Here is a 25,307-nt window from a genome sequence, read left to right on the forward strand (position 1 = left end):
GTCTTCGCCAAACGCCTTCCTGGGGCAATGGTCCCGGGTCAGTGCTAATTAAACGCTTGCCCGGGACAACAGGGGAGAGGAGGCGAGAGCTAGGCAACCTCACCCGTTCCGGAATGCATAACCGTAGCCGTTCAGCGCCGGCGCGCCGCCGAGATGGGCGTAGAGGATCTTTGCGCCCTTCTCGAAATAGCCCTTATGCGTCAGGTCGATCAGGCCCTGCATCGACTTGCCCTCGTAGACGGGATCGGTGATCATGGCTTCGAGACGCGCGGTGAGGCGGATCGCTTCCTTGGTCTCCTCCGACGGCACGCCATAGGCGGGATAGGCGTAGTCCTCGATCAGCACGACGTCGTCTGCGACGATGTCGCTGCCGAGCTCGACAAGCTTTGCCGTGTTCTGCGCGATCGAAAGCACCTGCGCCTTGGTCTGCGCAGGGGTGAAGGAGGCGTCGATCCCGATCACCTTTCGCGCGCGGCCGTCCGCGGCGAAGCCCACCAGCATGCCGGCATGGGTGGAGCCGGTGACGGTGCAGACCACGATGTAGTCGAACTTGAAGCCGAGCTCGGCCTCCTGCTTGCGCACCTCCTCGGCGAAGCCGACATAGCCGAGCCCGCCAAACTTGTGCACCGAGGCTCCGGCGGGAATCGCGTAGGGCTTGCCGCCCGCCGCCTTCACTTCCTCGATCGCGTCCTCCCAGCTCTTGCGGATGCCGATGTCGAAGCCGTCGTCGACCAGACGTACGTCGGCACCCATGATGCGCGAGAGCATGATGTTGCCGACGCGGTCATAGACGGCGTCCTCGTGCGGCACCCAGGCTTCCTGCACCAGGCGGCACTTCATGCCGATCTTGGCGGCGACCGCCGCGATCATGCGGGTGTGGTTCGACTGCACCCCGCCGATCGACACCAGCGTGTCGGCGTTCGATGCGATCGCATCGGGAATGATGTATTCGAGCTTGCGCAGCTTGTTGCCGCCATAGGCGAGGCCGGAATTGCAATCCTCGCGCTTGGCATAGACCTCGACCTGGCCGCCGAGATGCTTCGACAGCCGTTCCAGCTTCTCGATGGGCGTCGGGCCGAAGGTCAGCGGATAGCGCGCGAATTTTTCCAGCATGGTCAGGTCATCCCGATTGGCGTTGAGCTGGCCGCAGCGACTAGCATGGTCGGCGAGAAATGTGCTCTCGAATGCTGCACTCATATTGCATGTGATCTTGCGAATATTGCCTGTTGAGATAGTGTTTCTTTCGCAAATCAATCTAATAGCGGAAGTATCTTCCATGTCGTCACGGCTGGATCGCGTCGACCTCAAGATATTGAGATTGCTGCAGAATAACGGTCGCCTCAGCAACGCGGAACTGGCGGGGACCGTCGCCATCAGCCCCGCCACCTGCCATCGCCGCACCCAGCGCCTGTTCGAGGACGGGTTCATCGCCGCGGTCCGCGCCATGGTCGCCCCGAAGAAGGTGGCCAAGGGCACGCTGGTGATGGTCGGCGTCGTGCTCGATCGCTCCACCCCGGAGAGCTTTGCCATCTTCGAGCAGGCGATCGCAAAACTGAAATTCGTGCTCGACTGCCACCTCGTCGCCGGCGACTTCGACTATTTCCTCAAGATCCGCGTCGGCGACATGGAGGACTTCAACCGCATCCACGGCGAGCAGCTCATCGCGCTACCCGGTGTGCGCCAGACCCGCACCTTCTTCGTGATGAAGGAGGTCGTCGACAACGCGCCGCTGGAGTTTTGAGGGGCAGCTATTGATGCGCGATCGGCGTCATGAGAGATTCAGCCGATGCAGACTTTTCCCTTCCGCCATCTCAATCCGGACGGGCCGGCCTATCGGCGCGGCTGGGTCGATGAAGCCGTCGCCGCGATCGAGGCCGACCAGTGCCGCACGGCTGACACGCATCTGATCCGGCTGATCGTGCCGGCGCTATCAGGCATCGACATCTATCTGAAGGACGAGTCCACGCATCCGACCGGCAGCCTGAAGCACCGGCTGGCGCGCTCGCTGTTCCTCTACGCACTCTGCAACGGCCATATCCGCCAGGGCACGCCCGTCGTCGAGGCCTCGTCGGGCTCGACCGCGGTGTCGGAAGCCTATTTCGCGCAGATGATCGGCGTGCCCTTCTACGCGGTGATGCCGCGCACGACCTCGGCGGAGAAGATCGCCGCGATCGAGCATTTTGGCGGCAACTGCCATCTGATCGATGATGGCCGCGCGCTCTATGCGGAGGCTACCGCGCTCGCCACCCGGTTGAACGGCCACTACATGGACCAGTTCACCTTCGCCGAGCGCGCCACCGACTGGCGCGGCAACAACAACATCGCCGAGTCCATCTTCACGCAATTGACGGGCGAGCCGCGGCCGATCCCGGACTGGATCGTCATGGGCGCCGGCACCGGCGGTACGTCAGCCACCATCGGACGGTATTTGCGCTATCGCCAGTATCCGACGCGGCTGTGCGTTGCCGATGTCGAGCATTCCGCCTTCTTCGACTGCTTCCGCTTGCAGGATCGCTCCCATGTCTGCGAGCGTCCCTCGCTGATCGAAGGCGTCGGTCGCCCGCGCTGCGAGCCGTCGTTCGTTCCGGGCGTGGTCGATCGCATGATGAAGATTCCGGATGCGGCGACGATCGCAGCGATGAACGTGCTGTCGCGCCGCCTGAGGCGGACGGTCGGCGGATCCACCGGCACCAATTTCCTGGCGCTGTGCCGGCTCGCATCGGAGATGCGAAAAGCGAACGTCACGGGATCGCTGGTAACGCTGATCTGCGATTCCGGCGAACGTTACCGGCAGACCTACTACGAGCCCACCTGGCTGAAAGCGCGGGGGCTCGACCCTGCGCCGTTCGAGGCGGCCTTGTCCTCGTTCCTCGCGACGGGAGAGCCGCTGACGCTTGCCGTCGATGACGTCGCCAATCCACAGAGCGTGGAAAATTCCGAGGCATAGGGCATACCGTCGCGTAACGTCTCCCTGCCCTTTGCAAAATTGCACGGTCGTCACGGCAACTTCACTTGCCTTGCGCGCGCACGCGGGTGAGCTTTCCACCTTCTCAACGAGGAGATCCTGCCGTGCGCCTTCCCATACTCGATCCGAAAGAGCTGACCGACGAGCAGAAGCCGCTCTATGACGACATGCGAGCCGGCATTACGGACCACTTCAAGGGCTTCATAAATATGCGCGACGACGGCGCGCTGCTCGGGCCCTGGAATCCCTGGATTCGCGAGCCGCGTTTCGGCAAGCCGGTGTGGGAGCTGGTCAAGGCGATCGCGTCGAACCCGTTGCTGCCGGCGCCGGTGCGCGAGGTTGCGATTCTCGTCACCGGCTCGCATTTCCGCTCCGGCTACGAGCTCTATGCGCATGTGCTGGTGGCCGAGCAGCGTGGCCTGTCGGACGAGAAGCTCGCGACCATCGTCGCCGGGCAGCGGCCGGTGGATCTCACCAGGCAGGAGGCCGTCGCTTACGACGTGGCATCGGCATTGGTCAGCGGCGGCGTGCTGCCGGAACTGACCTGGCGCGCTGCAGTGAAGGAGTTCGGCGAGCACGGCGCGGCCGAATTGTCCTATCTCGTCGGCGTCTATTGCATGGTCTCGGTCACGCTCAACACCTTCGACGTGCCGGTGCCGGAATAGATCCTCGGTGCGATCACTCCGCCGCCTTGTTCACGGGCGGCGAGGGCGACCAGGCGATGCAGCGGTTGCGGCCTTCGGCCTTGGCCTGATACAGCGCGTGATCGGCCGCGCTCATCAAGGCGTCGATGCCGGACATGCTGACGCTTGCTTCCGCAATGCCGATGCTCACGGTGACGCCGAACTGAACCTGATGGGCAGGGATGTGCGAGCTCATCACGCGCTTGCGGATGCGCTCGGCCACCGTCCTGGCACGCGACAGGCTGGTCTCGGGCAGCAGAATCGCAAACTCCTCGCCCCCGAGGCGACCGACGATGTCCGACTTGCGCTTGCCATCGAGGCATGCGGCCGCCACCGTCCTGATCGCGGCGTCGCCGACCGCGTGGCCGTAGCGGTCGTTGACCGATTTGAAATGATCGATGTCGAGCATCAGGACGGAAACTGCGCGGTAATAGCGCTGGAACCGGCTCCATTCTGCATCGAGAGAGTCGAGGAAGTGACGGCGGTTGTAGAGGCCGGTGAGCGGATCGGTGGTGGCGAGCGTCTCCAGCATCGCGGCCTTTTGCGTCAGATCGGTGATGTCGACATAGGTCAGCATGCGACCGCCATTCGACATCGTGGTGCAGTGGGCCCTGATGCGCCGCCCATCCGGGGTCTGAAGATCGCGCACATGGTCGCCGGCCTTGACCTCTGCGACGCGTTTGACGGGAAACTTCGTCATTTCGGTCGCCGGAAGTCCCGGCGCGCTCGCACGCTGCGCCCGGCTCACCAGCGATGCATAGGTCGGGTGGCCGGCCGCCTCCTGCTCACTCACCTCCCAGAACCGCCGCATGCGCCGGTTCATGAAGCTGGCATTGAGATCGCGGTCGAGCAACAGCACGCCGTCTTCGACGTTCTCGAGCGCGTCGCGCAGCAATTTCAGCTCGTCGGAATAGCGTACGATGTCGGTGACGGGCGTATAGGTCAGCATCCGGCCGCCGTCGGGCAGCGGCGTGCATTGCATCCGAACGACGTCGCCGCCGGTGCGGCGCAGATCGCGCGGAGACGCGTCGCCCGCCTGTATCTGACGGACCCGCTCGGCGACATAGGCCTCAAGCTCGGCCGGCGGAACCTCGTAGGCGAGCGTATCGCGGCCGTGGTGCATCAAGGTCACGAAAGACGGATTGCTGTTGGCGACTTCGTCCGGCAACAGCCACATCCGCCGGAATGCGCGGTTGATCAGCTGCGCGCGGAGATTGGCATCCAGCAGCACGATGCCGAGCGGGACGAAATCGAGTGCCGCGCGAAGCGCGAGCATCTGTCCGCGCATCAGCGAGTCGGCCGGCCGCCCCTGCTCGTCCCCGGGCTTTGGTTCGACATGATCTTCCGCCCCGAGCGCAACCCCGACCTGACGGTCCGACCGCCAGAGCACACGGCAGGCGAGGATCTCCTGGCTTGCGAGCCGAAGCTGGAACCGTTCGGGCACGCCGAGGCTGCTCTGCATCTCCAGCGTTGCGCCATCCTCAGACATCCGGCGCACGACGCAATCGATGGTCGATTGACCGAAGTTGAAGATGATCTTGCCGGCGAGAAACGTTCGTTCCGATATCAAGCGGTGCATTCACAACCTCCCAGGCGAAGCCGGACCAGTCTGCCGCAAGCTTATTTGCCGAGAGGTAAGGTGGTGGGCGATCGTGCGGGAGGGCTAACAATTGGTTCACGCAGCAGGCGTCGTGGCAGGGCGGCGACGAACACGAAAAGCCCTTCGTTCTCAACGATGAGCGGTAGCAGCCGTTGCGCCGATATCCGTGAAAATGCGGCAGCCCCGCTTCACCGAAAATCCACCATGATCGCGGTCAGTTGCGCACCGCGTAGAGCGGCGTGCGCAGCGTCACCTGGTAGGACGGCTTTGGCATCCAGGCGATCTGCGCGGTGATGCCGAACAGGCGGTTGTCATTGTCGTCCATGCGGTCGAGGTCGAGCCGCAGGATCGGCTGGGTGAAGGGCTCCGCCAGGCTGCGGCCCCCGAGCTGTGCGCCGCCGAATGACTGCACGCCGAGCCGGCCCGTGAATTTCCAGTTGCTCGGCCATTGATAATAGCCGCCGGCATAGAGGATCGTATTCGGCCGGATGCTGGCGATCTGGCTGGCGACGTTCGTGGTGGTGTATTGTACGCCGGCGAGCCAGCCCCGCGTCTCGTCCACGTCCAGCGCGTAATCGAACTCCAGGATGTTGTTGAACGAGTTCGTCATGCCCTGCTCGTTCGGCACCGACTGCGTCAGGGTGGATTGCAGCGTGATCGTCGGGATCGTGCCGCCGTTCTGCTGATAGAGGTCGGCCTGCACGCCGATGTTCCAGCTCGTGACGTCGAACGCCGACCAGCCGCCGCCGATGTCCGTCGTCGAGCCCGAGACGCCGCCATAGAGCGAGACGCGGTCGTTGACGTCGACGGTCAGGGGCAGGTCGACGGCGATCGATTTCGCGGCCGGCAGACCATTCGGCAAGCTCGCGCCCCGGCGTGACGCCAGCGCTTCGAACGCAGCCGACAATGACGTGCTGCCGAAGCCGAGCCCGAGCGTGCCAGCAGGAATCGTCGCATAGATCGTTCGCAGATCGAGATAGATGTTTGGAACGGACGGTTTTGCCGGAGCGTCGTCGTCGGAGGCGAAGGCGGCGCTGGCAAAAATCGTCAGACAAGGCAGCCCCAGTGCGACAGCGCGCAAAGCCAGGCTATGCAATTGGCTGAGCTGGGCCACGGAGCAATCCGATTGATGGCGGAACCGTCGCTAGATGGAACCTGATCGCTGTTGAGGTCAAGCGCTATCCGCAGGCGATGGACGGCACGGATGTGCACGGTTACCCTGTGGTGATCGCACTGACACACTCGCCGGCCAGAGTGCACGCTGGACAATGGAAGGACAACAGCCATGAACACGTCGCGCCGCATCCTGCTCACTGGCCTGGCTGGGCTCGCTGTTGCTCCGACCGCTGTGGCCGCCGCTGTTCCGTCGCCCGCGCCTGACGACGTGACGGTGGCCGAAGAGCGCTTCGCGCGCGTGATTGCCGTCGCGCATGCGCCCGATGTCACGTGTGCGCGGCAAGCTGAACGCTACGCGGATGCGCACTGGCCGGACTATGTCGTGGCAGCCAGGGCCGTGCTCGATGCGCGCGTGTGATCTGCGCTATTACTCCCCCACCGCCCGCCGCACCTGCTCACCGATTTGCGACAGCACGAGCTGCGCCTGCGGCAGGATGGCGCCCATCGCGTGGAAATTGTGAACCATGCCGTCGTGGCAGACATGCTCGACGGCGACGCCCGCGGCGAGCAGCTTGCGTGCATAGGCGTTGCCCTCGTCGCGCATCGGGTCGAATTCGGCGGTGTGGATGATGGCCGTCGGCAGACCTGCAAGCCGCGTTGCGCGAAGCGGTGAGACGCGCGGATTGGCGGTGTCGATGTCGCCGGCCAGATAGTCGGCGAGATCGGCCTCGATCGTGATGCGGTCGATCAGATGGCCTTCGGCGAATTCTTCGCGCGAGGGTGATGTCTCCTCGAAATCCAGCACCGGGCAAATCAGGCATTGCGCGACGATGGAAAGACCGGCGCTCTGCGCCGCCTCCTGGCACACGATCGCAGCGAGCGTTGCACCGGCGGAATCGCCGCCGAGCACCAGACGTTCGGCGTCGATGCCGAGCGACGAGGCCTCGCGCGCCACCCATTCGGTGGCGGCTACGGCATCGTCCACGGCGGCGGGGAATTTGTGCTCGGGCGCGAGCCGGTAATCGACCGAGACGAGACGACAGCCGGTCGCATGCGCCAGTGCCGCCGCGATCCGGTCATGCGTGGCAATGCTGCCGGCAACGAGGCCGCCGCCATGGAAGAATACGAAGCCGGGCACGCGCGCACCGGCGCTTGCAGGCGCATAGAGGCGGTAGGACAGTTCGCCGCCTGGACCGGGAAGGAGGCCATCGGACCTCACCACATCCGGGGCATCGGCGCGCGCGAACTGCATCAGCTTTGCCAGTGACTGGCGCCGTGCCTCCACGCTCGGCCGGCTCCGCGCCTGCGGCGCGGCCGCTTCCATCATGGTCAACAAGCGCTTTGCGAGCGGATCGAGCGGCATGTTCCTTCTCCCCTTGTGGAAGAGGTTAACTCATCATCTTTCCGCAGGGAATCATTTAGAATTTACGACCAATGTGTTGCTATATTACGGCACCACGCCAAGGGGAGGCCGGTCATGGCCGAAATCAAAAAGCCCATCGAATATTCGCCGAGCTGGACCTTCTTCGAGGGCAAATGGCATGACGGCAACGTGCCGATCATGGGCCCGCGCACGCATGCGGCCTGGCTCGGTTCGGTCGTGTTCGACGGCGCCCGCGCGTTCGAAGGCGTGGCGCCCGATCTCGACCGTCACGTCGCCCGCGCCAATCAGTCTGCGATCAATTTTGGCCTGAAGCCGGTGGTCGATACCGGCACCTGGCTGGCACTGGCAAACGAAGGAATCGCGCGCTTTGCGGCCAATGCCGAACTTTACGTCCGTCCGATGTACTGGGCGCAGAGCGGCTCGGGCGGCGGCGTGCTGTTCGACCCCGAGACCACCAATTGGTGCCTGTGCATCTACGAGGCGCCGATGCCAAAGCCGGTCGGCAACGCCATCACGCTGTCGCCGTTCCGAAGGCCCACGGCCGAATGCGCCCCGGTCGATGCCAAGGCCGCCTGTCTTTATCCGAACAATTCGCGCGCGCTGGCCGAAGCCGCCTCGCGCGGCTTCCAGAACGCGCTGATGCTCGACATGCTCGGCAATGTCGCGGAGTTCGGCAATTCCAACGTGTTCATGGCCAAGGACGGCGTGGTCTACACGCCGGTCCCGAACGGCACCTTCCTGAACGGCATCACACGCCAGCGTGTCATCAGTCTGCTTCGCGGCGACGGAATTACCGTCGTCGAGAAGACCCTGCGCTATGCGGATTTCCTTGCCGCCGACGAGATCTTCTCGTCCGGCAATTTCGCCAAGGTCGCGCCGGTGATTCGCATCGACGATCGTGAGCTGAAGCCAGGCCCGTTCTACACCAAGGCGCGAAAACTCTATTGGGACTTTGCGCATGCGGTGAAGCTGGCGGCGTAGCCAGAGCCCTCTCCGTCCTTCGACGCGCGCTTATGCGCGCCGTCGCATAAACCGGCTGAACTGAAACGCCTGCGTCGATTGCCACGGTGTGTGGTGAATCTCGCTCAGCACCTCGACCAGTTCGAAATCCGGCCCGAGCTCGGCTGAGAGGCTTGCGCTGTCGTGGCGCTGCACCGGCAAGCCGCTGCATTTCTCCGGACCGTGGGGTGCGAACGTGGCGATGATGACGTGTCCGCCCGGTGCGATCGCCGACCGCAGGCGTTCGACATAAGCCGCCCTGTCGCGCGGATCCGTCAGGAAGTGAAACGCGGCGCGATCGTGCCAGACGTCGTAGGTCTTCGTCGGTCGCCATGTCGTGGCGTCGGCAACGATCCAGTCGACCGTTGAGGCGGCCTGGCCGATTCGCGTCTTCGCTTTCTGGAGCGCGTTGGCGGAGAGGTCCAGCACCGCGAGAGCGCGGTATCCGTCCTGCAGGAGCGCGTCCACGAGCCGCGACGCGCCGCCGCCGATGTCGATGATGAAGGCATCATGGTCCGGATTGGCCGCGCGTATCATCTCGAGCGAAATCGCCGGGCTGTCCTGAAACCAGCTGACCTCGGCTTCGCCCTTGGTGGCGTAGACGGTGTCCCAGTGCGTGGTGCGGTCAGACATGGGGGCTCCGGCCATGGCCGGGACGGCGGTCCATAAAAATGAGGGCGCCACGATCAATCGGTCGTTTGCGCACCCGCTGCATGCGGGCGCGCCGGTGCGAACGAAAGACCTACTCGTCCTTTTTCGACATGCGCTCGAGGCGTTCCTGCATGTCCTTCATCTGCTGGCGCAAGTCGTCGATGTTGGTGTCCTTGGCCGGCTCCGCGCTCGCATCGGATTCGGGCTCGGTGGTGGTCGCCGCCGGGCGGCCTGCCGTGGGGACAAACGGCTTGAACATCGAGAAGGTCTGCTGGAACAGCTCCATGTTGCGACGGACCTGTTCTTCCAGCGGCGCAAACGGGGTTCCGGAGAGCGAGTTGGCGATCTGCTTGCGGAACTTTTCCTGCTCCTGGGTCAGCGACGCGATTGCCTGCTCCAGATATTTCGGCACCACCATCTGCATGCTGTCGCCGTAGAAGCGGATCAGCTGGCGCAGGAACGTGGTCGGGAGCAGGTTCTGCCCGGCCTTGTTTTCCTGCTCGAAGATGATCTGGGCGAGCACGGAGCGGGTGATGTCGTCGCCGGTCTTGGCGTCGTAGACGAGGAAATCTTCGCCGTCCTTGACCATGGCGGCGAGGTCTTCCAGCGTCACATAGGTGCTCGTTCCGGTGTTATAGAGCCGTCGGTTCGCGTATTTCTTGATGGTGGTGGGTTGGTCTGATTTCGCCATGGGCTCTCACTTGCAACGCGGAGAACGGGAACCCGGCGGGCTATGCCGCAGGGCGGGAAGAGTACGCAACGCAACAAAATAAGCATTTTCAAAGGGGTCACGCTACCGTTTTGTGCGCCACGGTTAATTGCGGAGCAAAATCTTGCTTGCGAAAGCGCCAAGAACGCTATTTTGAATGCGCTGCGGCATCAATTCGGTCACCAGCCGATTGACATGCCTCAACGACGTTAACAGGATGCCGTTCGAGACTGGCGAGCCTTTTCCCAGCCCCGTCTGCCCCCATTCAACCCCAGGAGATGCCCATGTCAGACGATGTCGTCATCGTCAGCGCCGCCCGCACCCCGGTCGGAAGCTTCAACGGAGCGTTCGCGACCCTTCCCGCCCATGACCTCGGCGCCATCGCCATCAAGGCCGCGCTGGAGCGTGGTGGCATCGAGCCTGGCCGGGTCTCCGAAGTCATCATGGGCCAGATCCTGACCGCTGCCCAAGGCCAGAACCCGGCCCGCCAGGCCTCGATCGCCGCCGGCATTCCGGTGGAGAGCCCGGCTTGGGGCGTGAACCAGCTTTGCGGCTCGGGCCTGCGCACCGTCGCGCTCGGCTATCAGGCGCTGCTCAACGGAGATTCCGAGATCGTCGTCGCCGGCGGCCAGGAATCCATGAGCATGGCTCCGCACGCCCAGTACCTGCGCGGCGGCGTCAAGATGGGCCCGGTCGAGTTCATCGACACCATGATCAAGGACGGCCTGTGGGATGCCTTCAACGGATACCATATGGGCAACACCGCCGAGAACGTCGCGCGCCAGTGGCAGATCACCCGCGCCCAGCAGGACGAGTTCGCGGTCGCCTCGCAGCAGAAGGCCGAAGCTGCGCAGAAGGCCGGCAAGTTCAACGACGAGATCGTCCCCGTCACCATCAAGGGCCGCAAGGGCGATGTCGTCGTCAGCGCCGATGAATATCCGCGCCACGGCGCCACGTTAGATGCGATGGCGAAGCTCCGTCCCGCTTTCGAGAAGGAAGGCACGGTCACCGCGGGCTCTGCTTCCGGCATCAATGACGGCGCTGCCGCCGTGGTGCTGATGACCGCAAAGCAGGCTGCCAAGGAAGGCAAGAAGCCGCTCGCGCGCATCGTGTCGTGGGCTCAGGCCGGCGTCGATCCGAAGATCATGGGCTCCGGCCCGATCCCGGCCTCGCGCGCCGCGCTGAAGAAGGCCGGCTGGAATGTCGGTGACCTCGACCTGATCGAGGCCAACGAGGCCTTCGCGGCGCAGGCCTGCGCCGTCAACAAGGACCTCGGCTGGGATACCTCCAAGGTCAACGTCAATGGCGGCGCGATCGCGATCGGCCATCCGGTCGGCGCCTCCGGCGCGCGTGTGCTGGTGACGCTGCTGCACGAGATGCAGAAGCGCGATTCGAAGAAGGGCCTCGCCACGCTGTGCATCGGCGGCGGCATGGGTATCGCAATGTGTCTGGCACGCGACTGAGAGAGCTGACGCGTAATCTGCGCGTGCGCTGCACACATGGTGAGTGCATTGCACGCGATTAAAAAGGCGGCGGTTGCAAATCAAATATTCTTCGCAACCGTGCACGCCTCGACTAAAGAGAAACGCCCGGCTCAACGCCGGGCGTTTTGTTCTTGATGTCCGTCAAACGTCCCGCATAATCCGCATCTAAAAACGATCACTCAGAAACGTCCGAAGAGTCCAAGGGAAGGAATACGACATGGCACGTGTTGCATTGGTCACGGGTGGTACGCGGGGCATCGGAGCGGCGATCAGCAAGGCGCTGAAGGCGGCGGGATACAAGGTTGCGGCGAGCTACGCCGGCAACGATGCGGCGGCGGAGAAGTTCAAGGCCGAGACCGGCATTGCCGTCTACAAATGGGACGTCAGCAGTTTCGACGCCTGCGCCGAGGGCGTGAAGAAGGTCGAGGCCGAGGTCGGCCCGATCGACGTGCTCGTCAACAATGCCGGCATCACCCGCGACACCGCTTTCCACAAGATGACGCTCGAGCAGTGGAACGCGGTCATCAATACCAATCTCGGTTCGCTGTTCAACATGACGCGCCCGGTGATCGAAGGCATGCGTGCCCGCAAATTCGGCCGGATCATCTCTATCTCGTCGATCAACGGCCAGAAGGGACAGTTCGGCCAGGTCAACTATTCGGCGGCGAAGGCCGGTGACATCGGCTTCACCAAGGCGCTCGCACTCGAGAACGCCAAGGGCGGCATCACCGTCAATGCGATCTGCCCCGGCTACATCAACACCGAAATGGTGCAGGCAGTGCCCAAGGACGTCCTGGAAAAGAACGTGATCCCGCAGATCCCGGTCAACCGGCTCGGCGAACCGGAAGAGATCGCGCGCGCGGTCGTGTTCCTGGCCGCCGACGAGGCCGGCTTCATCACCGGCTCGACGCTGACCATCAATGGCGGCCAATATCAGGCCTGAAGTGGCGCCAGTTCTCTTGGCTCAAATCCTTTGAGCGAAATGCCTGTAGCTTCGGGCGCGACAAGGCGATAGTGAAGACGAAAATGCCCGGCCTCGTGCCGGGCATAAACGTCCTCAGAGCCTTTTGATTGATGACTCCCCGCACCGCGACGCTGATCGGATTGACCGCGATCCTGATGTGGTCGCTGCTGTCAGTGATGACGGTGGCGACCGGAAAGATCCCGGCGTTCCAGCTCGCCGCGATGACGTTCGCGATCGGCGGACTCGTCGGCCTCCTCACCTGGATCGGTCGCGGCGATGCGGCCAAGAGCCTGGTTCAGCCGCTGGTCGTGTGGATTGTCGGCGTCGGCGGCCTGTTCGGCTATCACGCGCTCTATTTCCTGGCGCTGCGCTTTGCGCCGCCGGCCGAAGCCGGCCTTTTGAATTACATGTGGCCGCTGCTGATCGTGCTGTTCTCGTCGTTCCTGCCGGGCGAGCGGCTTGCCATACATCACATCATCGGCGCGGTGCTCGGTCTCGTCGGCACCGTGCTGCTGTTCGCCGGAAGCACCTCCGGCTTCGCGCCGGGCCAGATGCCGGGACTGATTGCCGCGTTCGTCGCGGCGTTCGTCTGGGCGGCCTATTCTGTGCTGTCGCGCCGGCTCAAGGCGGTGCCGACGGATGCGGTCGCGGGATTCTGCCTTGCCACGGCCGCGCTGGCCGCGCTGATGCATGCCGCACTGGAAACCACCGTGTGGCCGGAGACCACGCTGCAATGGCTTTCCGTCATCGCGCTCGGCATCGGCCCTGTCGGTGCGGCGTTTTACGCCTGGGACGTCGGCATGAAGCGCGGTGACATCCGCGTGCTCGGCGCAGCCTCCTACGCGACGCCGCTGCTCTCGACCGGCTTCCTCATCGCCGCCGGTTTCGCGAAAGCCAGCGCCAACATCGCCATTGCCGCGATCCTGATCGCCGGCGGCGGCCTGATCGCGGCGAAGGACATGGTGTTGCGGAAGAGATAATTGTCATGCCGGGTTCGCGCTCCGCGCGGCCCGGAACGACAATTCGGTTTAAGGCTCCCAGCCCTTCGGCGCGAGTTCGAATTTCGCGAACTCGAACGCCGGCGCCACGGTGCAGCCGACCAGCGTCCATTCCCCGGTGGTCTCCGCCATCTGCCAGGCATTCGCCGGCACGATTCCCTGCGGCCGCTCGCCGTTCACGAGGTCGGTGCCGAGCCTCACCTCGTGCTGCGAGCAGCCCTCATGGGCGATGCGCAGCGTCAGCGGGCTGCCGGCGTAATAGTGCCAGATCTCGACCGCATCGATGCGATGCCAGTGCGAACGTTCGTCGCGCGCAAGCAGGAAGTAAATGAGGGTCGAGCGCGACCGGCCATTGGCGTCCGCGGCCTGGTCGCGAAACGTCTCGCGGTAATGCCCGCCTTCGGGATGCGGGCGGAGTTCGAGGCGCGCGATGATCTCGGCTGCGGTCGGCATCGATCCCCGTCAGGATTTGTTTTTGCGCTCGCGCAGCTCGCCGAACACCGCGGCGGCATCCGCACCCTTCATGTGCAGCCTGGCTGCGACCGAGGGTTCGTCAGCACGCAGGAACACGTTTGCTCGCTTCTCGTCACCAAGCAGTGAGGGAATGGTCGGCCTGTTCTCGGCCCGCAGCTTGGTGACCTCCGCCGCCCGCGCCTGGAGCGCCGCATTGTCGGGGTCGACGGTGAGCGCGAATTTGACGTTGGACGCCGTGTATTCATGGCCGCAATAGAGCTTGAAGTCGTCGGGCAGGGCACGCAGCTTCAAAAGCGAATCCCACATCATCGGATAGGTGCCCTCGAACACGCGGCCGCAGCCGATCGAGAACAGCGTGTCGGCGGCGAACACCGTCTTCTCGGTGTCGAACACGTAGGAGATGTGGTCGAGCGTGTGGCCCGGCGTCTCCAGGACGCGCCCCAGCAGGCTGCCGACCTTGACGATTTCGGCATTGGCGACGCGCAGGTCGACGTCTGCGATCTTCGTCGTCTTGTCGTGCGGCGCGACGACGCGGCAATTGTATTTCTGCTTGAGTTCGGCGACGCCGCCGACATGATCGCCATGATGATGGGTGATCAGGATGTCGGTGAGTTGCCAGCCCTCGCGCTCCAGCGCCTTCAGGATGGGACCGGCCTCCGGAGCGTCGATCGACGCCGTCGCCTTGGTTTCCACATCGTGGATCAGATAACCGAAATTGTCGTTTAAACAGTTGAAAGTACGAATTTCGGCGGCCATGTCATCTCCATCGGGCTCAGCCCCGCCAGACAAATATGGCCTTAACGTTGCGCAGGCAATGCAATATTCCGCGCGCGGGAGCTGCCTCGTGCATGTTACATTGCCGTCATGACCATTGATGTCGTCGACCTCCGCGAATTCTACTCCCGCCGCCTCGGGATCGTGGCGCGGCAAATGATCAATCGCGGCATCAGGGAACGCTGGCCGCGTGCCGGGGGCCAGCGCGTGCTCGGCATCGGCTATCCCACGCCCTATCTCGGCCTGTTCCGCGAAGATGCCGAGCGCTGCATCGCCTTCATGCCCTCGGCGCAGGGGGTCTTGAAATGGCCGACGGGACGGCCGGCGCTGGCCTCGCTGGTGGATGAGTTCTCGCTGCCGCTCCCTGACGCTGCGGTGGATCGCATTCTTCTGATTCACGCGCTGGAAATGTCGGACGATCCAGCCGCGCTGCTGCGCGAGGTGTGGCGCGTGCTGTCGCCATCCGGCCGCGTGATCGCGGTCATCCCGAACCGGCGCGGGGTGTGGACCCGCACCGACAGCACGCCGTTCGGTCACGGCCGCCCCTATTCGCGCTCGCAGATCACCGACCTTTTGCGCCAGACCTGGTTCACCCCGACCGCCTGGGGCGAGGCGCTTTTCATGCCGCCTTATGCCGGCGGCTGGGTGCTGAGATCCGCGCAGATGTGGGAGCGCGCCGGTGCGGCGCTGTCGCTGCCCTTCGCCGGCGTGCACATCGTCGAGGCCACCAAGCAGGTCTACCGCGCCATCCCCGCCAAGCGCGAGCGGGCGCGGTTGATTCCCTCGCTGGCCAAGCCGGTGCTGGTGCCGTCCTCGACGACGGCGACGCGCGGCTGAAAACAAATCGTCCCGGCGAGGCCGGGACGATTCAGTTCAGGATATCTGGTTCAGTCTGGCGACGGCGTTGCAGCCTACTCGCCGGCCACTTCGTCGCTCGATGCGGCCGGAGCAGCTTCGCGCTCGGGGCGCGGGCCATGCGGCCGGCGGCGCCGCCGCGGAAAGCGTTCACCGGCACCACCGCCTTCGAAGGCGCCCGGGACATTCGCGCCACCATTCACTTGCGGCTGCGGGCCGGTGATGAAGGAGGGCAGACGGTCGACGCTGCCGGCGTCGGCAACGACGGGCTGCGGCTGGTTCAGCGGGAGCGGCTGAGGCTGGGGCTGGTATTGCGGCTGCGGACGGTGCTCACGTTCACGGTGCTCGCGCGGCTGCTGGTTCTCGCGCTGATAGGGCTGGTTTTCGCGCGGCTGATGGTCACGCTGGTGATGATCGCGCTGGCCGTCGCGGTCGCGCATGAAGGGCTGCTGCGGCGGCGGCGGCTGCGGGACGAAACCCGGCTCCTGGCCGAAATTCGAGAAATTCTCGCCGTCGTCCTCGCCGTCGTCGCCGCTGTTGTTGCTGATCGGCTCGTCGCCGCGCGGCTGCTGGTTCTGGCGGAACTGTTCCTGGGCCGTCGCGATCAGGCGGAAATAATGCTCGGCGTGCTGGTAGTAATTCTCGGCCGCAACGGGATCGCCTGACGAGCGCGCGTCGCGCGCGAGCTGCAGATATTTTTCAGCAATATGCGAAGCCGTGCCGCGGATCTTGATGTCGGGTCCGTTGGACTCGTAGACCCGGGTCATCGGGTTCTGGCCGCGTCGGTTGTTATTATTATTGTTGTTATTGTTGTTGTTGCGGTTGCGCATCCGCTGCTTGTTCTGACCGTTTCTCATGTCCTGCCTTTAATTCCAGCCCTAAAGGTTGCACGCATTACTGATTGCTAGGAGTGACCCGATGACAGCGGTTCACACCGCTTGCGCGCACCGCGCGCGAGCGCGGAATTGATCCCTGCCGATGTTCGTCGACCGTCGCGTTCAACAAAGACGCGTTCCCCACCCGCCAGCATTGATCGCCAGCGAACCCATTCATTTCGCCTGCCGAAACAAGCCCAGCTGTGTTGCGTAAGTCTTCAAGCGCAATATCAGGCTTTCGTTCACTTTGCGGTCGGAGAGCAGCGCAGCTCCAATGGCCATCGCGCTTCACAGGACCTGCGGCTTGGAACCTTTAAATCAGTAAAGCTCTCGCCCGAGAGCCCGGCTTTCGTCCGTAGATCTACGGGGCCGGCACCGATGTGTTGATCGGAACGTAGTCGTTCCCAAGGGATATTCCAAGAGGTTTTTTGCAGTCCAATCCGGCTTTTATGGGGGCATTTTTCGGGCCGAAACCGCCCGCAGGATACCCGCCAGATCGGCCCTGGGCGGCCTGTCCACAACCAACGCGGCAGCCGTCATCAAGGTTTCAATATTCCGGGCCTGGCCCTGCCCGGCCTCGACGATCAGCGCTCCGCCGGGGGCCAGTCGTTCGCTCGCCTGAGGGATCAGGGCGCGATAAGCGTCATAGCCGTCATTGCCGCCGTCGAGTGCCAGATGTGGATCGTGCTCGCGCACCTCGACGCTCAGTTTCGGAATCTCGGCCGAGGGAATATAGGGCGGGTTCGAGACGATGAGGTCGAACGGGCCGCGGAGCGCCGCCGCGTAGGAGCAGGCGACGAAGCCGGCGCGGCCGGCGAGGCCCAGAGCAGCGGCATTGCTCCTCGCGGTGTCGAGGGCGTTCGGGCTGAGATCGGTGCCGACACCGAAGGCATCGGGAATTTCGTGCAGCAGCGCGAGCAGAATGGCGCCCGACCCGGTGCCGACATCCGCGATTCGCGGCGGATGAGATATTTGCCGCTCGCCAAACAGCTCGAGCGCGCGCTCGACCACGGTTTCGGTATCGGGACGCGGCACCAGCGTTGCTTCCGACAGACGAAACGGCAGGCCCCAGAATTCGGCTGTGCCGAGAATGCGCGCCACCGGCTCGCCCGCGATCCGGCGCTCGGCATGCTGCGCGAGCCGCGCCGCCTCGGCTTCGCCGAGGGTGCGGGCGCCCTGCGCGATCAGACCGGTCAGATCGAGGCCGAGCGCCGCACCTAGCAGGATGCGGGCGTCGAGCTCGACGTCGTCGAGCTGTGCCGATCGCAGTTTTGCCGCCAGCGCGCGCCGCGCGCTCTCGATCGATAGTCCGGTGAAGGGATTGCTCACGTGCCCGTCATGCCGCCACGCCTTGGGCAGCGAGCTGCGCCGCCTGGTGCTCGGTGGTCAGCGCGTCGACCAATTCGCCGAGCGCTTCGCCGGCGATCACCTGCGGCAGCTTGTAGAGCGTCAGATTGATGCGGTGATCGGTGACGCGCCCTTGCGGGAAATTGTAGGTGCGGATGCGCTCGCTGCGGTCGCCGGAGCCGACCTTCTCCTTGCGCTCGGCGGAGCGTGCGGCGTCAAGGCGTTGTTGCTCCGCGTCGTAGATGCGCGAGCGCAGGATGTTCATGGCGGAAGCGCGGTTCTTGTGCTGCGAGCGGCTGTCCTGCATCATCACCACGATGCCGGTCGGAATGTGGGTGATGCGGATCGCCGATTCCGTCTTGTTGACGTGCTGGCCGCCGGCGCCCTGCGCGCGCATGGTCTCGATCCGCAGATCGTCATTCTTGATGTCGACGTCGACGTCCTCGACCTCCGGCAGCACGGCGACGGTGGCGGCGGACGTATGGATGCGGCCCTGCGTCTCGGTGTCGGGCACGCGCTGCACGCGGTGCACGCCGGATTCGAACTTCAGCTTGGAGAACGCGCCGCGGCCCTGCACCTCCGCGATGATCTCCTTGTAGCCGCCGACGGTGCCTTCGCTCGCCGAGATCACCTCGACCTTCCAGCCCTGCAAGCTGGCGAAGCGCTCATACATCCGGAACAGGTCGCCGGCGAACAGCGAGGCTTCGTCGCCGCCGGTGCCGGCGCGGATTTCCAGCACCACGTTGCGGTCGTCCATGGCGTCCTTGGGCAGCAGCGCGACGCGAATCTCCTGGACCAGCTCTTCGATCTTCGGATTGAGCTCGTCGCGCTCGGCCTCCGCCATGCTCCGCATCTCGGCATCGGTCGCGGGATCGGCGATCAGCGCCTCGGTGTCGGCAAGCTCCTTGACGGCGGAGCGATAGGCTTTGACCGCTTCGATCAGCGGCGTGATCTCGGCGAGCTCGCGCGTGATCTGCACATAGCGCTCGGAGGCGAGCTGGCCAAGCGATTCGGCCTCGAGCGAGGCGTGATGCGCGAGCAGAATGTCCAGTTTGGCTTCGGGAAGTGACGACATCGGTTCAGTCTCAAAATGCGGAAAAGGGCGAGGCGGCGGGAAGCGGCGGCAGGCCAGCTACAACGCCAGGCCTTCGGCCTCGGCAAATTCCGTCAGCTTCTGCCGGATCGAGACGCTCCCGGCGGGTGCGTCCAGCAAGGGGCCGAGCATCGCTTCGGCCTTCTTCGCGTCGAGGTCGATCACCATCGCCTTGACCGGACCAAGTGCGGTCGCCGAAAGCGACAGCGAGCGGTAGCCCATCGCGATCAGCGCCAGCGCGCCGATCGGCTTCGACGCCATCTCGCCGCACAGCGACAGCGATTTCTTCGCGGCCTGCGACTTGCGCGCGATGTCGCGAAGCGCGCGCAAAATCGGCGCCGACATCGTGTCGAAGCGCTCGGAGACTTTCGCGTTGCCGCGGTCGACCGCGAACAGGAACTGGAACAGATCGTTGGAGCCGACCGAGATGAAGTCGACCTTCTTCAGGAGCTCGTCGAGCTGATAGAGCAGGGCGGGCACTTCGACCATGGTGCCGATGTCGATCCGCTCCGGCAGCGTGTGGCCGTGCTGGCGCAGATAGGTGAGCTCGCGTTCGACCAGCGCCTTCGCCGAATCGAATTCGGCGACCTCCGAGATCATCGGGAACATGATGCGCAGCGCGCGGCCGCCGCCGGCGCGCAGCAGCGCGCGGATCTGGCCGCGGAGCAGGCCGGGACGGTCGAGCCCGAGCCGGATCGCGCGCCATCCGAGCGCGGGGTTTTCCTCGATCACCGCTTCCATATAAGGCAGCGCCTTGTCGCCGCCGATGTCGAGGGTGCGGAAGGTGACGGGCTTGGCGCCGGCGGCATCCAGTACGGTACGATAGAGCGCGAGCTGGTCGCTGGTGCGCGGCAGGCTCTGGCCGACCATGAATTGCAGCTCGGTGCGAAACAGGCCGATGCCGGCGCTGCCGGTATCCTCGATGTGCGGCAGGTCGATCGCAAGACCCGCGTTGATCATCAGCTCGACCTTCTGGCCGTCCCTGGTGACGCAGGGCAGGTCGCGCAGCGCCAGATACTGCGCCTGGCGGCGGGCGCGGAAGCGCACGCGCTCGGCGAAGGCGGCCTCGACCTCCTGTGACGGCCGGACATAGATCGAGCCGGAGGTGCCGTCGACGATGATGGCGTCGCCGGGATCGGCGATGCCGGGCGCGTTCGGGACTTCGCCGACCGCGGGGATGCCGAGCGCGCGCGCCACGATCGAGACGTGGGAGTTGGCGGTGCCTTCCTCCAGCACGATGCCGCGCAGGCGCTTGCGGTCGTAATCGAGCAGCGCCGCCGGGCCCATCGCGCGCGCGATGACGATGGCATTGTCGGGCAATTGTTCACGTGAAGGCGCGTGATCCTGGCCGACCAGCTGCCGCATCAGGCGGTAGCCGAGATCCTCCAGATCATGCAGCCGGTCGCGCAGATAGGGATCGGTCGAGCGCAGCATGCGTGCGCGGGTGTCGGACTGCACGCGCTCGACGGCGGCTTCCGCCGTGAGGCCGGTGGCGACCGCCTCGTGCAGCTTGTGCGACCAGCCCTGGTCGTTGGCGAACATGCGGTAGGCTTCCAGCACCTCGCGGTGCTCGCCGCCCTCGGCGACGTCGCCGCGCTCCAGCATGCGGTCGAGATCGGCGCGCAGCTTGGCGAGCGCGGTGTCGAGCCGCTTGATCTCCTTCGGCAGGTCCTCGGCGATGTAGTCCTTGATGACGACGCGCGGCTCGTGCAGCACGACATGGCCGAGCGCGATGCCTTCCGACAGGATGGCACCGACCTTCTGCGCCGAATGGCGCGCGGCCGGCTCCTGGCCCGGCTGGGCCAGCGCGGACAGCTCGCCGGAGGCGATCAGCTCCGCCAGCACCATCGCGGTGGTCTGCAGCGCCTCGAGCTCCTCCTCGACATAGTTGCGCTTGGCGCGGTTCTGCACCACCAGCACGCCGAGCGTGTTGCCGGCGCGCAGGACCGGCACGCCGAGGAAGGAGTGGTAGATTTCTTCGCCGGTCTCGGGGCGGAACGAGAAGGCCGGATGGCTCTGCGCGTCGCTCAGATTGAGCGGCGTCGCCTCGCTCGCGACGAGGCCGACCAGCCCCTCATGGGCGGTCAACACGGTATGGTGCACCGCCTCGCGGTTGAGGCCTTCGGTGGCGTAGAGCTCGAGCGTGTTGTCGATGCGCAGCACATAGACCGAGCAGACCTCGGCCACCATGTTGGCGGCGATAAGCACCACGATCTTGTCCAGCCGCTCCTGGGCCGAGACCTGCTCCGCCATGGTTTCGCGGAGCCGTCTCAACAAGACGCGGGGACCTCCCGACGCGCTCCGCATGAACCGTCAATCTCCTCCGTCTGCCGGGACCGAAAGGGCCACGGCGGCTCGCCCAGAAATCCAGAAAAACAACAAATATGCTCGTCCGGCGCCGGCCCCCGGCGGTTGCCTGAGCCGAATCAGCACCGCCTGAACTGGGGCACAGTTTCCGGCAGCCCACCCTGTTCGCCGTATAGCGAATTGGGGCTTGTTTTGCCAAGCAAAACGCCTGCCAAACGCGAAAGTGTGGACACCTTCGCGTTTGCTGCGACCGCTAAGAGAAAATTCGTCTAAACCTGATCGAGACCGTAGAGCGTGTGCAGGGTGCGCACCGCAAGCTCGGTATAGGCGGTGTCGATCAATACCGAGAACTTGATCTCGGAGGTTGTGATGGCCCGGATGTTGATATTCCGCCCCGCGAGGGCCGAGAACGCCTGGGCGGCGACGCCGGCATGGCTGCGCATGCCGCTGCCGATCACCGAGATTTTCGCGACGTCGGTGGCGGTGTCGAGCCGCGCATAGCCGATCGTGCCCTTGGCGGCGGTAATCGTGTCCTTGGCGCGGGTGTAGTCGGCGGCCGGCACCGTGAAGGTGAGGTCGGTGGTCTTGCCGTCCTCGGAGACGTTCTGCACGATCATGTCGACGTTGATGTTGGCGTCGGCCAGCGGGCCGAAGATCGAGGCCGCAACGCCGGGCTTGTCCTCGATCTGGCGCACCGAGATCTGGGCCTCGTCCTTCGAAAACGCGATACCGGTGACGACGTGGCTTTCCATGATCTCCTCCTCGCTGCAGATCAGCGTGCCGGGTGGCTGGTTGGCATGCGGGTCGATATCCTCGGGCTTGTCGAAGCTCGAGCGGACGAAGATCGGCATGTTGTGGACCATGCCGAGTTCCACCGAGCGGACCTGGAGCACCTTTGCGCCCTGGGAGGCCAGTTCCAGCATGTCCTCGAACGCGATCTTGTCGAGCCTCTTGGCCTTCGGCACGATTCGCGGGTCGGTGGTGTAGACACCATCGACGTCGGTGTAGATATCGCAGCGGTCCGCCTTGACGGCGGCGGCGATCGCCACGGCCGAGGTATCGGAGCCGCCGCGTCCGAGCGTGGTGATGCGATTGGTCTCCGGGTTGATGCCCTGGAAGCCGGCGATAACAGCGACCTCTTTCCGCTCCTGGAAGCGCTTGATGATCTCGCTGCCGTCGATGTCCTCGATCCGGGCCGAGGCATGGGCGTCGCTGGTCTTGATCGGGATCTGCCAGCCCTGCCAGGAACGGGCCTGGATGCCCATGCCCTGAAGCACGATGGCGAGCAGGCCGGAAGTGACCTGTTCGCCCGAGGCGACCACGGCGTCATATTCGCGCGCGTCGTGCATCGGCGAGGCCTCGGTGCACCAGGCCACCAGCTCGTTGGTCTTGCCGGACATCGCGGAGACGACCACAGCCACTTCATGGCCGGCGTCGACCTCACGCTTCACATGGCGTGCGACGTTGCGGATACGGTCGATATTGGCGACGGACGTGCCGCCGAATTTCATCACGAGGCGGCTCATGACGACGCGTGCATTCCCTCTTAAGGATCAGTATGGTGACCCACGTGGTCCCGCGGATTCCGAACGCGCGTATACAGAGCGTCGGGGCCGGGGGCAAGCAGGTTCCTGCGGGGGCAGGGTGCGGGGGTAGTGGGTTAACCGAGATCATGGCGCGTTATATCGACGAGATCCTGCAGCCCGGCGAGAAGGTGCTGTATTCGACCAATGCGCACTGGATCTTCTATTTTCCGGCGATCCTGGCCTGGATCGCGGCCCTGGTCCTGTTCGTCTTGTCCCGGCAAACCGCCGTCGAGGGGCTGGTCCTGCTCTGTCTCATCGGCTCCGGCCTGGTGGCTCTGGCTGCGCTGTACTGGACCGTGAAGGGCTGGTTCCATCGCTTCACCACCGAGACCGACGTCACCAATCTCAGGGTTGTGCACAAGACCGGATTCATCAAGCGCCGCACCTTCGAGATGGCGCTGGACAAGGTCGAGAGCGTCGACGTCAATCAGACCATTCTTGGACGAATTCTCAACTACGGCGACGTGACCATCAACGGCGTTGGCGAAGGTCGCGAGACCATCTCGACCATCGCCTCACCCCTCGCCTTCCGTAGTTCGATCACCACGCGGTAGGACCGCGCCCAGCGATGAGCATGCAGCAAGATACTTCCGCAACCACCGCCTCCCAGCCGGGCTCGACCGTCGACGCCGCCGAGATCGCGAAATTCTCGAAGCTCTCGGCCGAATGGTGGAATCCCAACGGCAAGATGGCGCCGCTGCACCGGATCAACCCGCTGCGGCTCGGCTACATCCGCGACGCCGCCTGCCGCAAGTTCGAGCGCAATGTGCGCAGCCTCAATTGCCTTGGCGGTCTGCGGGTGCTCGACATCGGCTGCGGCGCCGGCCTGCTGTGCGAGCCGCTGTCGCGCCTCGGGGCGCAGGTCATCGGCGTCGATCCCTCAGTGAGCAACATCGCCGCGGCGAAGCTGCATGCCGACAAGGGCCATCTTGCGATCGACTACCGCTGCACCACGGTGGAGGAGATCGACCCGCGCGAGCGCTTCGACATCGTGCTGGCGATGGAGGTGGTCGAGCACGTCGTCGACGTCGGCGTCTTCCTGAAGCGCTGCGCCGCGATGCTGAAGCCGAACGGCCTCATGGTGGTCTCGACGCTGAACCGGAACTGGAAGAGCTTTGCGCTCGCCATCGTCGGCGCCGAATATGTCCTGCGCTGGTTGCCGCGCGGCACCCACGAGTGGAACAAGTTCGTCACGCCGGACGAGCTGACGAAATATCTCCTCGACAACCGCCTCGTCATCACCGAGCAGACCGGCGTCGTCTACAGCCCCTTCGCCGACAAATGGACGCTCTCGTCAGATATGGACGTGAACTACATGGTCGTGGCGGAACGGATGGTGTGAGGGGCGGGTGTGGGTGAGGTGAGAGCTGCTCCTCCACAGACGCTGTCGTCCCTGCGAGCGCATGGACTTCGCCGGGACGACAGCCTGCGTGTTGCGAGAGCATCGCTCCCATGACGCCCGTGTGGTTGACCGCGTAGACGGTAGCTTGCAGGTTAGCTGTGCCTTTCCCGCATTAGCAGCCTCCAGCCCCACCCATGCTCACTGTCGCCAACCTCTGGATTCCCTTCACAATCGTCGCCGCGCTAGGTCAGGTCGCGCGCAATGCGATGCAGCGGTCGCTGACGAAGCCGCTGGGGACCTGGGGCGCGACCAATATCCGCTTCCTGTTCGGCTTCCCGTTCTCGCTGCTGTTTCTGGCTGCGGTGTTGGTGGCGACCGGCGATCATCTCAACGCGCCGCCGACCGTGTTCTGGCCGTGGCTCCTGCTCGGCGCACTCAGCCAGATCGTCGCCACCGGCCTGATGCTGCTCGCGATGAACGATCGTTCCTTCGTGGTGACGACAGCCTATTTGAAGACCGAGGCGATCCAGACCGCGATCTTCGGCTTCGTCTTCCTCGGTGATCATCTCACCTGGCTGAAGGTGCTCGCGATCGTGATCGCGACCATCGGCGTCGTCATCACGGCGCTGCGGCCCGGCGGCGAGAAGAGCTTTGCCGAGCTGAAGCCGACCATCACCGGCCTCGTCGCGGCTGCAGCCTTCGCGCTTTCTGCGGTCGGTTTTCGCGGCGCCATCATCAATGTGCCTGATGTCTCGTTCGTGACGGCGGCATCGTTCACGCTGGTGCTCGGCCTGTTCGTACAGACGCTGATCCTGACGATCTATCTGCTCTGGCGCGCACCAAAGGTGCTTCAGTCGATTTTGGGATTGTGGAAGCCGTCGCTGCTGGCCGGCTTCATGGGCGCCTTCGCCTCGCAGTTCTGGTTCCTGGCGTTCGCGCTAACGGCCGCCGCCAACGTCCGCACGCTCGCTCTGATCGAGGTGCTGTTCGCGCAGGCGGTGGCTTATTATTCGTTCAAGCAGCCGATCGCGCCGCGCGAAATCATCGGCATTGCGCTGATTGTCATCGGCGTGGCGGTGTTGGTGGGAGTCTGACGCACCT

At 64.5% G+C, this 25,307-nt stretch carries 25 protein-coding genes and 1 tRNA gene; 13 read left to right on the forward strand and 13 right to left on the reverse strand.

Translation table 11 applies throughout. The features are described from left to right. Positions 1–99: 99 nt before the first annotated feature. Complete coding sequence (locus JQ572_RS28220; protein WP_211386291.1) at positions 100–1,113, reverse strand: 1-aminocyclopropane-1-carboxylate deaminase; 1,014 nt, start codon at positions 1,111–1,113, stop codon at positions 100–102. Between the two features lie 163 nt (positions 1,114–1,276). On the opposite strand from JQ572_RS28220, the gene JQ572_RS28225 reads away from it, so the two are divergent. From JQ572_RS28225 to JQ572_RS28240, 4 genes are all read left to right on the forward strand, one after another. Next, entirely contained in the window at positions 1,277–1,741 is a 465-nt protein-coding gene (locus JQ572_RS28225) for an Lrp/AsnC family transcriptional regulator (RefSeq protein WP_211386100.1), read from the forward strand. Between the two features lie 45 nt (positions 1,742–1,786). Next, on the forward strand, positions 1,787–2,947 hold the full coding sequence (locus JQ572_RS28230; RefSeq protein WP_211386101.1) for a PLP-dependent cysteine synthase family protein: 1,161 nt from the start codon (positions 1,787–1,789) through the stop codon (positions 2,945–2,947). A gap of 292 nt (positions 2,948–3,239) precedes the next feature. Next, positions 3,240–3,325: transfer RNA gene (locus JQ572_RS28235), tRNA-Ser, on the forward strand. Further along, on the forward strand, positions 3,295–3,630 hold the full coding sequence (locus JQ572_RS28240) for a carboxymuconolactone decarboxylase family protein (protein WP_211386102.1): 336 nt from the start codon (positions 3,295–3,297) through the stop codon (positions 3,628–3,630). The genes JQ572_RS28235 and JQ572_RS28240 overlap by 31 nt, the downstream gene beginning before the upstream one ends. 13 nt (positions 3,631–3,643) lie before the next feature. Here the strand turns inward: JQ572_RS28240 and JQ572_RS28245 are convergent, their stop codons facing one another. Next, positions 3,644–5,227, reverse strand: coding sequence for a GGDEF domain-containing protein (locus JQ572_RS28245; protein ID WP_211386103.1), 1,584 nt, complete (start codon positions 5,225–5,227; stop codon positions 3,644–3,646). Between the two features lie 235 nt (positions 5,228–5,462). After that, positions 5,463–6,329, reverse strand: coding sequence for a hypothetical protein (locus tag JQ572_RS28250; RefSeq protein WP_211386292.1), 867 nt, complete (start codon positions 6,327–6,329; stop codon positions 5,463–5,465). Positions 6,330–6,533: 204 nt separating this feature from the next. Here JQ572_RS28250 and JQ572_RS28255 point away from each other — a divergent pair, with 204 nt between their 5' ends. Beyond that, positions 6,534–6,782 (forward strand): hypothetical protein, encoded by a 249-nt coding sequence (locus tag JQ572_RS28255; protein ID WP_211386104.1) that lies wholly within the window; start codon positions 6,534–6,536, stop codon positions 6,780–6,782. A 9-nt stretch (positions 6,783–6,791) separates the two neighbouring features. Here the strand turns inward: JQ572_RS28255 and JQ572_RS28260 are convergent, their stop codons facing one another. Further along, positions 6,792–7,727 carry an alpha/beta hydrolase gene (locus JQ572_RS28260; protein WP_211386105.1) on the reverse strand — a complete coding sequence of 312 codons (936 nt, stop codon included), beginning with the start codon at positions 7,725–7,727 and terminating at the stop codon, positions 6,792–6,794. Between the two features lie 114 nt (positions 7,728–7,841). Between JQ572_RS28260 and JQ572_RS28265 the strand changes: the two genes are divergently transcribed. Beyond that, positions 7,842–8,729 (forward strand): branched-chain amino acid aminotransferase, encoded by an 888-nt coding sequence (locus JQ572_RS28265; protein WP_211386106.1) that lies wholly within the window; start codon positions 7,842–7,844, stop codon positions 8,727–8,729. Between the two features lie 30 nt (positions 8,730–8,759). Here the strand turns inward: JQ572_RS28265 and JQ572_RS28270 are convergent, their stop codons facing one another. Continuing rightward, the gene (locus JQ572_RS28270) at positions 8,760–9,380 is read right to left on the reverse strand and encodes a class I SAM-dependent methyltransferase (protein WP_211386107.1); all 621 of its coding nucleotides are present in this window, start codon (positions 9,378–9,380) and stop codon (positions 8,760–8,762) included. 109 nt (positions 9,381–9,489) lie between these two features. Continuing rightward, positions 9,490–10,089 (reverse strand): polyhydroxyalkanoate synthesis repressor PhaR, encoded by a 600-nt coding sequence (phaR, locus tag JQ572_RS28275; RefSeq protein ID WP_211386108.1) that lies wholly within the window; start codon positions 10,087–10,089, stop codon positions 9,490–9,492. A gap of 302 nt (positions 10,090–10,391) precedes the next feature. Here phaR and JQ572_RS28280 point away from each other — a divergent pair, with 302 nt between their 5' ends. The 3 genes from JQ572_RS28280 (at position 10,392) to yddG (ending at position 13,535) form a co-directional block, all read left to right on the forward strand. Beyond that, on the forward strand, positions 10,392–11,570 hold the full coding sequence (locus tag JQ572_RS28280; protein ID WP_211386109.1) for an acetyl-CoA C-acetyltransferase: 1,179 nt from the start codon (positions 10,392–10,394) through the stop codon (positions 11,568–11,570). Between the two features lie 238 nt (positions 11,571–11,808). Continuing rightward, on the forward strand, positions 11,809–12,534 hold the full coding sequence (phbB, locus tag JQ572_RS28285; protein WP_027515120.1) for an acetoacetyl-CoA reductase: 726 nt from the start codon (positions 11,809–11,811) through the stop codon (positions 12,532–12,534). A 131-nt stretch (positions 12,535–12,665) separates the two neighbouring features. Next, positions 12,666–13,535 (forward strand): aromatic amino acid exporter YddG, encoded by an 870-nt coding sequence (yddG, locus tag JQ572_RS28290; RefSeq protein WP_211386110.1) that lies wholly within the window; start codon positions 12,666–12,668, stop codon positions 13,533–13,535. Positions 13,536–13,583: 48 nt separating this feature from the next. Here yddG and JQ572_RS28295 read toward each other — a convergent pair whose 3' ends face one another. Together JQ572_RS28295 and gloB are read right to left on the reverse strand one after the other, a co-directional pair. Next, positions 13,584–14,006, reverse strand: coding sequence for a cupin domain-containing protein (locus tag JQ572_RS28295; protein ID WP_211386111.1), 423 nt, complete (start codon positions 14,004–14,006; stop codon positions 13,584–13,586). A gap of 9 nt (positions 14,007–14,015) precedes the next feature. After that, a complete protein-coding gene (gloB, locus tag JQ572_RS28300; protein ID WP_211386112.1) occupies positions 14,016–14,783 on the reverse strand; it encodes a hydroxyacylglutathione hydrolase in 768 nt (255 codons plus the stop codon). Positions 14,784–14,891: 108 nt separating this feature from the next. Here gloB and JQ572_RS28305 point away from each other — a divergent pair, with 108 nt between their 5' ends. After that, a complete protein-coding gene (locus JQ572_RS28305; RefSeq protein ID WP_211386113.1) occupies positions 14,892–15,638 on the forward strand; it encodes a methyltransferase domain-containing protein in 747 nt (248 codons plus the stop codon). Between the two features lie 74 nt (positions 15,639–15,712). Here the strand turns inward: JQ572_RS28305 and JQ572_RS28310 are convergent, their stop codons facing one another. From JQ572_RS28310 to JQ572_RS28330, 5 genes are all read right to left on the reverse strand, one after another. Beyond that, positions 15,713–16,513: a DUF4167 domain-containing protein gene (locus JQ572_RS28310; RefSeq protein ID WP_211386114.1), complete on the reverse strand. Its 801-nt coding sequence runs from the start codon at positions 16,511–16,513 to the stop codon at positions 15,713–15,715. A gap of 465 nt (positions 16,514–16,978) precedes the next feature. Continuing rightward, positions 16,979–17,860 carry a peptide chain release factor N(5)-glutamine methyltransferase gene (gene prmC / locus JQ572_RS28315; protein ID WP_211386115.1) on the reverse strand — a complete coding sequence of 294 codons (882 nt, stop codon included), beginning with the start codon at positions 17,858–17,860 and terminating at the stop codon, positions 16,979–16,981. Between the two features lie 7 nt (positions 17,861–17,867). Then, complete coding sequence (gene prfA / locus JQ572_RS28320; RefSeq protein ID WP_211386116.1) at positions 17,868–18,953, reverse strand: peptide chain release factor 1; 1,086 nt, start codon at positions 18,951–18,953, stop codon at positions 17,868–17,870. A gap of 57 nt (positions 18,954–19,010) precedes the next feature. Beyond that, positions 19,011–21,278 carry a phosphoenolpyruvate--protein phosphotransferase gene (gene ptsP, locus JQ572_RS28325; protein ID WP_211386117.1) on the reverse strand — a complete coding sequence of 756 codons (2,268 nt, stop codon included), beginning with the start codon at positions 21,276–21,278 and terminating at the stop codon, positions 19,011–19,013. 269 nt (positions 21,279–21,547) lie between these two features. After that, entirely contained in the window at positions 21,548–22,804 is a 1,257-nt protein-coding gene (locus JQ572_RS28330) for an aspartate kinase (protein ID WP_211386118.1), read from the reverse strand. Between the two features lie 146 nt (positions 22,805–22,950). Between JQ572_RS28330 and JQ572_RS28335 the strand changes: the two genes are divergently transcribed. The 3 genes from JQ572_RS28335 (at position 22,951) to JQ572_RS28345 (ending at position 25,300) form a co-directional block, all read left to right on the forward strand. Then, positions 22,951–23,418 carry a PH domain-containing protein gene (locus JQ572_RS28335; RefSeq protein WP_211386119.1) on the forward strand — a complete coding sequence of 156 codons (468 nt, stop codon included), beginning with the start codon at positions 22,951–22,953 and terminating at the stop codon, positions 23,416–23,418. Between the two features lie 14 nt (positions 23,419–23,432). Continuing rightward, a complete protein-coding gene (gene ubiG / locus JQ572_RS28340) occupies positions 23,433–24,206 on the forward strand; it encodes a bifunctional 2-polyprenyl-6-hydroxyphenol methylase/3-demethylubiquinol 3-O-methyltransferase UbiG (protein WP_211386120.1) in 774 nt (257 codons plus the stop codon). A gap of 194 nt (positions 24,207–24,400) precedes the next feature. Then, positions 24,401–25,300 carry an EamA family transporter gene (locus JQ572_RS28345; RefSeq protein ID WP_211386121.1) on the forward strand — a complete coding sequence of 300 codons (900 nt, stop codon included), beginning with the start codon at positions 24,401–24,403 and terminating at the stop codon, positions 25,298–25,300. Positions 25,301–25,307: the final 7 nt, after the last annotated feature.

Source organism: Bradyrhizobium sp. SZCCT0153 (genome assembly GCF_018129995.1).
In the GTDB taxonomy this organism is placed as follows: Bacteria; Pseudomonadota; Alphaproteobacteria; order Rhizobiales; family Xanthobacteraceae; genus Bradyrhizobium; species Bradyrhizobium japonicum_G.

Coding starts and splice junctions, on each gene's coding strand:
- JQ572_RS28225 (WP_211386100.1), top strand. CDS start 1,277: ATGTCGTCACGGCTGGATCGCGTCGACCTCAAGATATTGAGATTGCTG.
- JQ572_RS28345 (WP_211386121.1), top strand. CDS start 24,401: ATGCTCACTGTCGCCAACCTCTGGATTCCCTTCACAATCGTCGCCGCG.
- yddG (WP_211386110.1), top strand. CDS start 12,666: ATGACTCCCCGCACCGCGACGCTGATCGGATTGACCGCGATCCTGATG.
- JQ572_RS28230 (WP_211386101.1), top strand. CDS start 1,787: ATGCAGACTTTTCCCTTCCGCCATCTCAATCCGGACGGGCCGGCCTAT.
- phaR (WP_211386108.1), bottom strand. CDS start 10,089: ATGGCGAAATCAGACCAACCCACCACCATCAAGAAATACGCGAACCGA.
- JQ572_RS28255 (WP_211386104.1), top strand. CDS start 6,534: ATGAACACGTCGCGCCGCATCCTGCTCACTGGCCTGGCTGGGCTCGCT.
- phbB (WP_027515120.1), top strand. CDS start 11,809: ATGGCACGTGTTGCATTGGTCACGGGTGGTACGCGGGGCATCGGAGCG.
- JQ572_RS28305 (WP_211386113.1), top strand. CDS start 14,892: ATGACCATTGATGTCGTCGACCTCCGCGAATTCTACTCCCGCCGCCTC.
- JQ572_RS28245 (WP_211386103.1), bottom strand. CDS start 5,227: ATGCACCGCTTGATATCGGAACGAACGTTTCTCGCCGGCAAGATCATC.
- gloB (WP_211386112.1), bottom strand. CDS start 14,783: ATGGCCGCCGAAATTCGTACTTTCAACTGTTTAAACGACAATTTCGGT.
- prfA (WP_211386116.1), bottom strand. CDS start 18,953: ATGTCGTCACTTCCCGAAGCCAAACTGGACATTCTGCTCGCGCATCAC.
- JQ572_RS28335 (WP_211386119.1), top strand. CDS start 22,951: ATGGCGCGTTATATCGACGAGATCCTGCAGCCCGGCGAGAAGGTGCTG.
- JQ572_RS28220 (WP_211386291.1), bottom strand. CDS start 1,113: ATGCTGGAAAAATTCGCGCGCTATCCGCTGACCTTCGGCCCGACGCCC.
- ubiG (WP_211386120.1), top strand. CDS start 23,433: ATGAGCATGCAGCAAGATACTTCCGCAACCACCGCCTCCCAGCCGGGC.
- JQ572_RS28265 (WP_211386106.1), top strand. CDS start 7,842: ATGGCCGAAATCAAAAAGCCCATCGAATATTCGCCGAGCTGGACCTTC.
- JQ572_RS28260 (WP_211386105.1), bottom strand. CDS start 7,727: ATGCCGCTCGATCCGCTCGCAAAGCGCTTGTTGACCATGATGGAAGCG.
- JQ572_RS28330 (WP_211386118.1), bottom strand. CDS start 22,804: ATGAGCCGCCTCGTGATGAAATTCGGCGGCACGTCCGTCGCCAATATC.
- JQ572_RS28310 (WP_211386114.1), bottom strand. CDS start 16,513: ATGAGAAACGGTCAGAACAAGCAGCGGATGCGCAACCGCAACAACAAC.
- ptsP (WP_211386117.1), bottom strand. CDS start 21,278: ATGCGGAGCGCGTCGGGAGGTCCCCGCGTCTTGTTGAGACGGCTCCGC.
- JQ572_RS28295 (WP_211386111.1), bottom strand. CDS start 14,006: ATGCCGACCGCAGCCGAGATCATCGCGCGCCTCGAACTCCGCCCGCAT.
- JQ572_RS28270 (WP_211386107.1), bottom strand. CDS start 9,380: ATGTCTGACCGCACCACGCACTGGGACACCGTCTACGCCACCAAGGGC.
- JQ572_RS28280 (WP_211386109.1), top strand. CDS start 10,392: ATGTCAGACGATGTCGTCATCGTCAGCGCCGCCCGCACCCCGGTCGGA.